The organism is Halorubrum sp. SD683 (assembly GCF_002135045.1).
GTDB lineage: Archaea > Halobacteriota > Halobacteria > Halobacteriales > Haloferacaceae > Halorubrum > Halorubrum ezzemoulense.
In genome coordinates this window covers 1-6,824 of the sequence record NZ_NEWJ01000104.1, presented here as the reverse complement: position 1 = coordinate 6,824, position 6,824 = coordinate 1, and the positions used below count along the sequence as shown (strand labels likewise).

The window sequence follows — 6,824 nt, the reverse complement described above, 5'->3', positions numbered from 1 at the left end:
GCTCTCCGCGGCGGCGTACCTCGCGGCCGCCGGCGCGGAGGTGACGGTGTACGAGCGCGCCGAGCGCGTCGGCGGGGTCGCCGGTCGGATCGAACTCGACGGGTTCCGGTTCGACACCGGGCCGTCGTGGTACCTCCTTCCGGACCTGTTCGACCGGTTCTTCGACGACTTCGGTCGGTCGACCGAGGAGTTCTACGACTTGACGCGGCTCGACCCCCACTACCGCGTCTTCTGGGACGACGGCGACAGCGCCGACGTGCCCGCCGATCCCGACGCGGCCGCCGAGCTGTTCGAGTCGTACGAGGCGGGCGCTGGCGAGGCGTTCCGCGAGTACCTCGCCGACGCCGAGCGAGCGTACGACGCGGGGATGGACCGGTTCGTGCTCCCCGGACGATCGCGGTTCCGAGACTACCTCTCGCTGGACGTCCTCGCCGGGGGACGGGAGCTCGACCTCCTCTCCACGCTCGACGAGACGGTGCGGTCGTACGTCGATCACCCGAAGCTCAGGCAGCTGTTGGAGTACACGCTCGTCTTCCTCGGCGGGTCGCCGCACAACACGCCGGCGCTGTACCAGCTGATGAGCCACGTCGACTACGGGCTCGGCGTCTACTACCCCATGGGCGGGATGTACGAGGTGATCGAGGCGGTCGAAACGGTGGCGCGCGACGCCGGCGCGGACGTTCACACGGGCGTCGAGGTGACGGCGCTGGAGCCGATAGACGGCGGCGTCGAAGTCGAGCTCGGCGGCGACCGCTACGTCCACGACCGGGTCGTCTGTAATGCGCCGCCGGCGCACGTCGAGCGCGAGCTGCTCCCCGACGGCGCCGTCTCGCGGGTCGGCGACTACTGGGACCGGCGGACGTACGGGCCCGCGGCGCACCTGCTGTACCTCGGCGTCGAGGGGGAGCTGCCGGAGCTGGAACACCACACGCTCGCGCTGCCGACGGACTGGGACCCGCACTTCGCGGCGATATTCGACGACCCCGCGTGGCCGACTGGGGAGACGGACCCGGTCGTGTACGTGAACGTGCCCTCGCGCACCGACCCGTCGGTCGCGCCCGACGGCCACGAGGCGGTCGTGACGCTCGTGCCGCTCGCGCCCGGGCTCGACGACACCCCCGAGCGACGGACGGCGCTCAGGGAACGCGTCCTCGACGCCGTGGCGTCGCGGGCCGGCGCCGACCTCCGCGGCCGGATCGTCGCCGAGGAGTCCGCGTGCGTCTCCGAGTTCGCCGAGCGGTTCGACCAGCCCGGCGGGAGCGCGCTCGGACTCGCGCACACGATGCGACAGACCGGCCCGCTCCGCCCCGGGCCGCGCGTCCGCGGGACCGACCGGCTCTACTACGTCGGCGGGAGCAGCAACCCGGGGATCGGGGTGCCGATGTGCCTGCTCGGCGGCGAACACTGCGCGGCCGCCGTCGAGGCGGACGTCGGCGCTGGCCCGCTGGACCGACTCCCGCTGGTCGGTCGATGACCGCGAGGGACGAAACGATCGTCTGGTATTTAACCGATAAATAAGAATATTTCGAATAATACGAGTCGGTTCCGGAATCTGTTAGAAAAACCTTACCAGTCAGGTTGGTACATTTAATAAATACGCCACGTGATACACACCGTCGCATGATCGAAACAGCAGCGGCCGACATACTCGCAGGCGGAATGGTCCCGCTCGAAATGACCCAAACGCAGATCTTCGAGGCCGTTCAGAGCGACACGCTCCTCGCTTCGTCGCTCTGGATCAACATCGCCCTCGCGGGCCTCTCGATCCTCCTCTTCGTGTACATGGGCCGGAACGTGGAGGACCCGCGCGCGCAACTGATTTTCGTGGCCACGCTGATGGTCCCGCTGGTCTCTATCTCCAGTTACACCGGCCTCGTCTCCGGGCTCACGGTGAGCTTCCTCGAAATGCCGGCCGGCCACGCATTGGCCGGGCAGGAGGTTCTCACCCCGTGGGGCCGGTACCTCACGTGGGCGCTGTCGACGCCGATGATCCTCATCGCGCTCGGCCTGCTGGCCGGGTCGAACACCACGAAGCTGTTCACGGCCGTCGTGGCCGACATCGGGATGTGCGTCACCGGCCTCGCGGCCGCGCTGACGACGTCTTCGTACCTGCTCCGCTGGGTGTGGTACGCGATCAGCTGCGCGTTCTTCGTCGTCGTCCTCTACATCCTGCTCGCCGAGTGGGCCGAGGACGCCGAGATCGCCGGGACGGCGGACATCTTCAATACGCTGAAGGTGCTCACCGTGGTCCTCTGGCTCGGCTACCCGATCTTCTGGGCGCTCGGCGCCGAGGGGCTGGCGGTGCTTGACGTCGCGATCACCTCATGGGCGTACAGCGGGATGGACATCGTCGCGAAGTACCTCTTCGCGTTCCTCCTGCTCCGGTGGGTCGTCAACAACGAGCGGACGGTCGCCGACGTGGCGTCCGGCCTCGGCTCGGGCTCGCGCAGCGGTGCGGCGCCCGCCGACGACTGAAGCCGGTCGCGTTCTCGCGGATCTTTTTTCGGTCGCTCGCCCGCCAGCGGTCGGCGTGACGACCGAGAGCAAAGCGCTAAACCCGCGGCGGCGGTGAATCGGGACATGAAACAGGCGATCGTCGCGCGGACGGACATCGGGATGGGCGAGGGGAAGCTCGCCGCGCAGGCCGCGCACGCGTCGCTGTCGGCGTATCAGGACGCGAGCGAGCGGGCGCGGAAGAAGTGGCAGGGCGAGGGACAGAAGAAGGTCGTCCTCAAGGGCGACTCCGAGAGCCGGCTGTTCGAGCTGGCCGACAAGGCGGACAGGGAGGGGCTCCCGTACGCGATCGTCCGCGACGCCGGGCACACGCAGTTAGAGCCCGGCACCGTCACCGCGCTCGCGGTCGGGCCGGCCCGCGACGACAGCGTCGACCGCGTGACCGGCGACCTCTCGCTGTACTGAATGGCCCCCGAACGCACCCTCCGCGAGGCGCACCCGACCGAGCGCGCCGTCGGGATCGCGTACTACGTCAGCGACGCCGACGGGATCGGCGGCCGGCTCCGCGAGTCGCCGGAGGACTTTCGGGTCCGGGAGCTGGAGGCGTTCGACGCGGAGCCGCTCGGCGCCGAAGCGGGGAGCTACCCCGAACTCGTCGTCCGGGCGACGCTCCGCGACTGGGACACGAACGACTTCGCGCGCCGGCTCTCGGACGCCCTCGGGATCAGCCGCGAGCGCGTCTCGTGGGCGGGGACGAAGGACAAGCGCGCCGTCACCACGCAGCTGTTCACGGTCCGCGGGGTCGACGCGGACGCGCTCCCCGAGATCCGCGGCGCCGATGTCGAGGCGCTCGGCCGGGCGGGGCGGAGCCTCTCGTTCGGCGACCTCGCCGGCAACGCCTTCGAGATCCGCGTCGCGGACGCGGTCGGGGAGGCACCCGAGCGTGTCGCGGACGCGGTACAAGACCTCCGGGCGTTCGCGGGCGGCGCGGACGGGCCGAACGACTCCTCGACCGGTGAGCGGGCGTTTCCGATCGAGGCGACCGTCGGCGTCCCGAACTACTTCGGCCAGCAGCGCTTCGGCAGCCGGCGACCGGTCACCCACGTCGTCGGGCTCGCGATCGCCCGCGAGGACCCCCGCGAGGCGGTCCGGCTGTACGCGGGTAACCCGGCCGAGACGGAGCCGGACGACACCCGCGCCGCGCGCGACCGTGTGAACGCGGCCTTCGGCGTGAGCGACGGTTCCGGAGCCGACGACGGCTTCGGGGCCGACGGCAGTCCCGGCGACGGCGGTCGCGCCGCCGACGGCACGGGCGACGGCGACTGGGCCGCGTGCCTCGACGCGATCCCCGGGAAGCTCCGGTTCGAGCGGTCGATGGTCCACCGGCTCGCCGACCGCGGCGTCGACCCCGACGCGCCGCCCGACGACGAGGACTGGTGGCACGCGCTGGAGGCCGTTCCCTCGAACCTCCAGCGGCTGTTCGTCAACGCCGCGCAGTCGTTCCTCTTCAACCGGATCATCAGCGAGCGGCTGCGCCGCGGCCTCCCCTTCGACCGCCCCGTCGCCGGCGACGTGGTCTGTTTCGCCGACGGCGACGCGCCCGGGGAGCTGTACGCGCCCGACGCGGACCGGCTCCAGCGGGTCGACGCCGACCGCGTCGACGTGGTCGCTAGGCACTGCGAGCGCGGGCGGGCGTTCGTCACCGCGCCGCTGGTGGGCACCGAGACGGAGCTCGGCGACGGCGAGCCCGGCGAGATCGAACGCGAGGTGCTCGCGGACGCCGGCATCGAGCCGGGGGACTTCGACCTCCCCGGCGAGTTCGACTCCGCGGGCACCCGGCGGGCGATCCTCCTTCGGACCGACCTCGACGCGTCGTTCGCGGACGGCGACCCCCGGTTCGCGTTCGCGCTGCCGAGCGGGTCGTACGCGACCGTGCTGCTCCGCGAGTTCACGAAGCGCGGCCCGCTAGCCCTCTGATCGATCCGCGTTTGTGTATTTTCGTTAACCTCGCGGCGGCGGAAACCACCACGATACTGCGACACGTTCCGAGCCGTTTTTGTGCGGCTGTCGTCAATCGAGGCCATGACCCGAATCGTCGTCATCGACCTCCACGGCCAGTTCACGCACCTCGAACGGCGGGCGCTCCGCGACCTCGGCGTCGACACCGAGATCGTCTCGGCCGACGCGCCGGCCGACGAGGTCGACGCTGACGGGGTCGTCCTCTCGGGCGGGCCCGACATGGACCGCGTCGGGAACGCACCGGACTACCTCGACCGCGACCTCCCCGTCCTCGGGATCTGCCTCGGAATGCAGCTGATCGCCAGCGAACTCGACGGTGCGGTCGGCGAGGGCGACTACGGCGGCTACGCCGACGTGGACGTGGAGATCGTCGACGACGAGGACCCGCTCGTCGGCTCGCTCGCGCCGGAGACGCGCGTCTGGGCCTCCCACGCCGACGAGGTGACCGAGCTGCCCGACGGGTTCGGTCGCACCGCCACCTCCGACGTCTGCGGCATCGAGGCCATGGCCGACCCGGACGCGGGGCTGTACGGCGTCCAGTGGCACCCGGAAGTCGCGCACACGGAGCGCGGCGAGGAGGTCTTCGAGAACTTCGTCGCGATCTGCGAGTCGGCCTGACGGCGTCGCGCGGACCCGAGGCCCACCGGTAGCGGCGGTGAAAGAACGGAAGAAGACGGCGAGCGCCTACTCGTCGAACAGCTCGTCGACAGCCTCGCCCGCGGTCTCGACCGCCTCCTGCGCGACCGCCTCTCTGTCTGGCTCGGCGTCCGCGGGCGCGTTGAGGTAGACGTCGACGTCGAGGACCCCGTCCTCGAAGGTGACGGTGACGTCGAGATCCGTGACGGCCGACTGGTCGTAGTGTTTGAAAACGATCCCCTCGGCCGCCTCGGCGGCGGTGCGAACGACCTCATCGTCGCTCGGGTCCGAGGCGGCGTCGGCGTCGTCGGCCACGGCCTTACGCGCCGCCGGCGCCCGGGCCGCCCGGTCCCATCGGGCCGCCGCCGCCGGCGCCGCCCTGGAGCATCTGCTGGAGCTCGCTCTGGAGGTCGTCGAACTGCTCCTCGACGCGCTCCTCCTGCTTCGTGAGCTGCTCGACGCGGACCTCGAGCGAGTCGACCTTGTCCTCGAGGTCGTCGTAGGCGGACTCGTAGTCCGTCTCGACGAGGACCTCGCCGATCTCGCGGTACATGCCCGCGTCCTCGTCGACATCTTCGAGGGCGTCGAGGGCGGTCTTCGACTCGTTGAGCGCGGACTGCGCCTGCTCCTTCTGCTCGGCGACCTGCTGTGCGGTCTCCTGAAGCTCCTGCAGCTCCTCGATCTTCTCCTGTGCCTCGGGCGGCATGTTCCCTTGCATGGGCGGACCGAGGCGGCCCGGACAGAAAAACCCCTTACTTCTCCGACGAGGGACAATTCGCAGCGCAGCGGACTGAAAGGCCGCCGTATCGGCATCTCCGGTGATCCTCAATCGCGGCCGGTACCGACGCGTTCGGCGACGGCGATCAGTCGCGACCAGCTGTTGACGCCGGCGCGCAGCGCCACGAGGTCGTCGGCGAGCACGCGGACCCGGACCGCGTCGCCCTCGCGGTCGACCGTCGCGGCCGAGCGGGCGTCGTCGATCTCGCCGATCTCGGGGCCGAGCGCGTCGGCCACGACCCGTGCGCGCCGCTCGGAGGGGTAGGTGAACGAGAGGACCGTCTCATGTGCGCGCGTCACGGTCCGAGAGGGAGACGAAAGCGTCGGATTACTCGACGTTCACTTCCTTCACGTCGCCGCCGCGCTCCTTCAGGAGGACGCGGTGGCCGCAGTACGGGCAGCGCACGCCGCCGTACTCGTCGAGGGTGACGTCGCGCTTACAGCGGGAGCACTTGTAGCTCATCGTCCTATTCCTCGTCGGCGAGCGCGGCGCGGATGGAGCGGCGGACGGTGCGACCGCCGGGCGTCTCGGGGCGGTACGCGCCGCCCGTGAACGTCTCGCCGGTCTCCTCGTTGACCCAGATGCCGGTACCCACGCGCTTGACGTCGTCGCCGTCGACGGTCGCGTTGCGCATCTCCTCTTCGATGTCCTGGACCCGCTTGCGGGCGACCCGGCCGTAGCGAGCGCCGAATCGGCCCGCGCTGCCGGTGCTTCGAGCCTTGTCCTCAGCCATAGTAGCCACTCCTACCGCCAGCGCAGGTAAAAAGGCTGCGAGTCGCGGCGGTTGGAAAGTCACGCGCGACGAGAGAAGGCAACCGGATGTGACGGCGGCGCGTGCCTGCGAGCGGCCGGAGCGAAGCGGCGGCCGCGAGGGGCACGCGCGAGGGAGTCAGTCGCCCGAAGCGAAGCGAGGGCGAGTGACGAGGCTGGGGAGGTG

General features: G+C 70.5%; 10 protein-coding genes. 5 read left to right on the top strand and 5 right to left on the bottom strand.

Annotated features, from left to right (window positions below):
- The 5 genes from B9G49_RS15275 to B9G49_RS15255 all read left to right on the top strand — a co-directional run.
- Window positions 1-1,474, top strand: a 1,474-nt coding sequence (locus B9G49_RS15275) for an NAD(P)/FAD-dependent oxidoreductase (RefSeq protein ID WP_086216940.1), incomplete at its 5' end; no start/stop codon positions are given.
- Between the two features lie 200 nt (window positions 1,475-1,674).
- The gene (locus B9G49_RS15270) at window positions 1,675-2,475 is read left to right on the top strand and encodes a bacteriorhodopsin (protein ID WP_049932498.1); all 801 of its coding nucleotides are present in this window, start codon (window positions 1,675-1,677) and stop codon (window positions 2,473-2,475) included.
- A gap of 105 nt (window positions 2,476-2,580) precedes the next feature.
- Window positions 2,581-2,919 carry a peptidyl-tRNA hydrolase Pth2 gene (pth2, locus tag B9G49_RS15265; RefSeq protein WP_049932454.1) on the top strand — a complete coding sequence of 113 codons (339 nt, stop codon included), beginning with the start codon at window positions 2,581-2,583 and terminating at the stop codon, window positions 2,917-2,919.
- Window positions 2,920-4,431 (top strand): tRNA pseudouridine(13) synthase TruD, encoded by a 1,512-nt coding sequence (gene truD / locus B9G49_RS15260; protein ID WP_049932453.1) that lies wholly within the window; start codon window positions 2,920-2,922, stop codon window positions 4,429-4,431.
- Between the two features lie 105 nt (window positions 4,432-4,536).
- Window positions 4,537-5,091 (top strand): GMP synthase subunit A, encoded by a 555-nt coding sequence (locus B9G49_RS15255; protein WP_049932452.1) that lies wholly within the window; start codon window positions 4,537-4,539, stop codon window positions 5,089-5,091.
- A 66-nt stretch (window positions 5,092-5,157) separates the two neighbouring features.
- Here the strand turns inward: B9G49_RS15255 and B9G49_RS15250 are convergent, their stop codons facing one another.
- The 5 genes from B9G49_RS15250 to B9G49_RS15230 all read right to left on the bottom strand — a co-directional run bounded on the left by B9G49_RS15250 (window position 5,158) and on the right by B9G49_RS15230 (window position 6,620).
- Window positions 5,158-5,424, bottom strand: a complete 267-nt coding sequence (locus B9G49_RS15250; protein WP_049932451.1) for a DUF3194 domain-containing protein — start codon at window positions 5,422-5,424, stop codon at window positions 5,158-5,160.
- A gap of 4 nt (window positions 5,425-5,428) precedes the next feature.
- Window positions 5,429-5,815, bottom strand: coding sequence for a prefoldin subunit beta (locus tag B9G49_RS15245; protein ID WP_008440520.1), 387 nt, complete (start codon window positions 5,813-5,815; stop codon window positions 5,429-5,431).
- A 119-nt stretch (window positions 5,816-5,934) separates the two neighbouring features.
- Window positions 5,935-6,186: a KEOPS complex subunit Pcc1 gene (locus B9G49_RS15240; protein ID WP_086216939.1), complete on the bottom strand. Its 252-nt coding sequence runs from the start codon at window positions 6,184-6,186 to the stop codon at window positions 5,935-5,937.
- A 28-nt stretch (window positions 6,187-6,214) separates the two neighbouring features.
- Window positions 6,215-6,349 (bottom strand): DNA-directed RNA polymerase subunit P, encoded by a 135-nt coding sequence (locus B9G49_RS15235; RefSeq protein ID WP_004049526.1) that lies wholly within the window; start codon window positions 6,347-6,349, stop codon window positions 6,215-6,217.
- A gap of 4 nt (window positions 6,350-6,353) precedes the next feature.
- Window positions 6,354-6,620, bottom strand: a complete 267-nt coding sequence (locus B9G49_RS15230; RefSeq protein ID WP_049932448.1) for a hypothetical protein — start codon at window positions 6,618-6,620, stop codon at window positions 6,354-6,356.
- Between the last annotated feature and the right edge of the window lie 204 nt (window positions 6,621-6,824).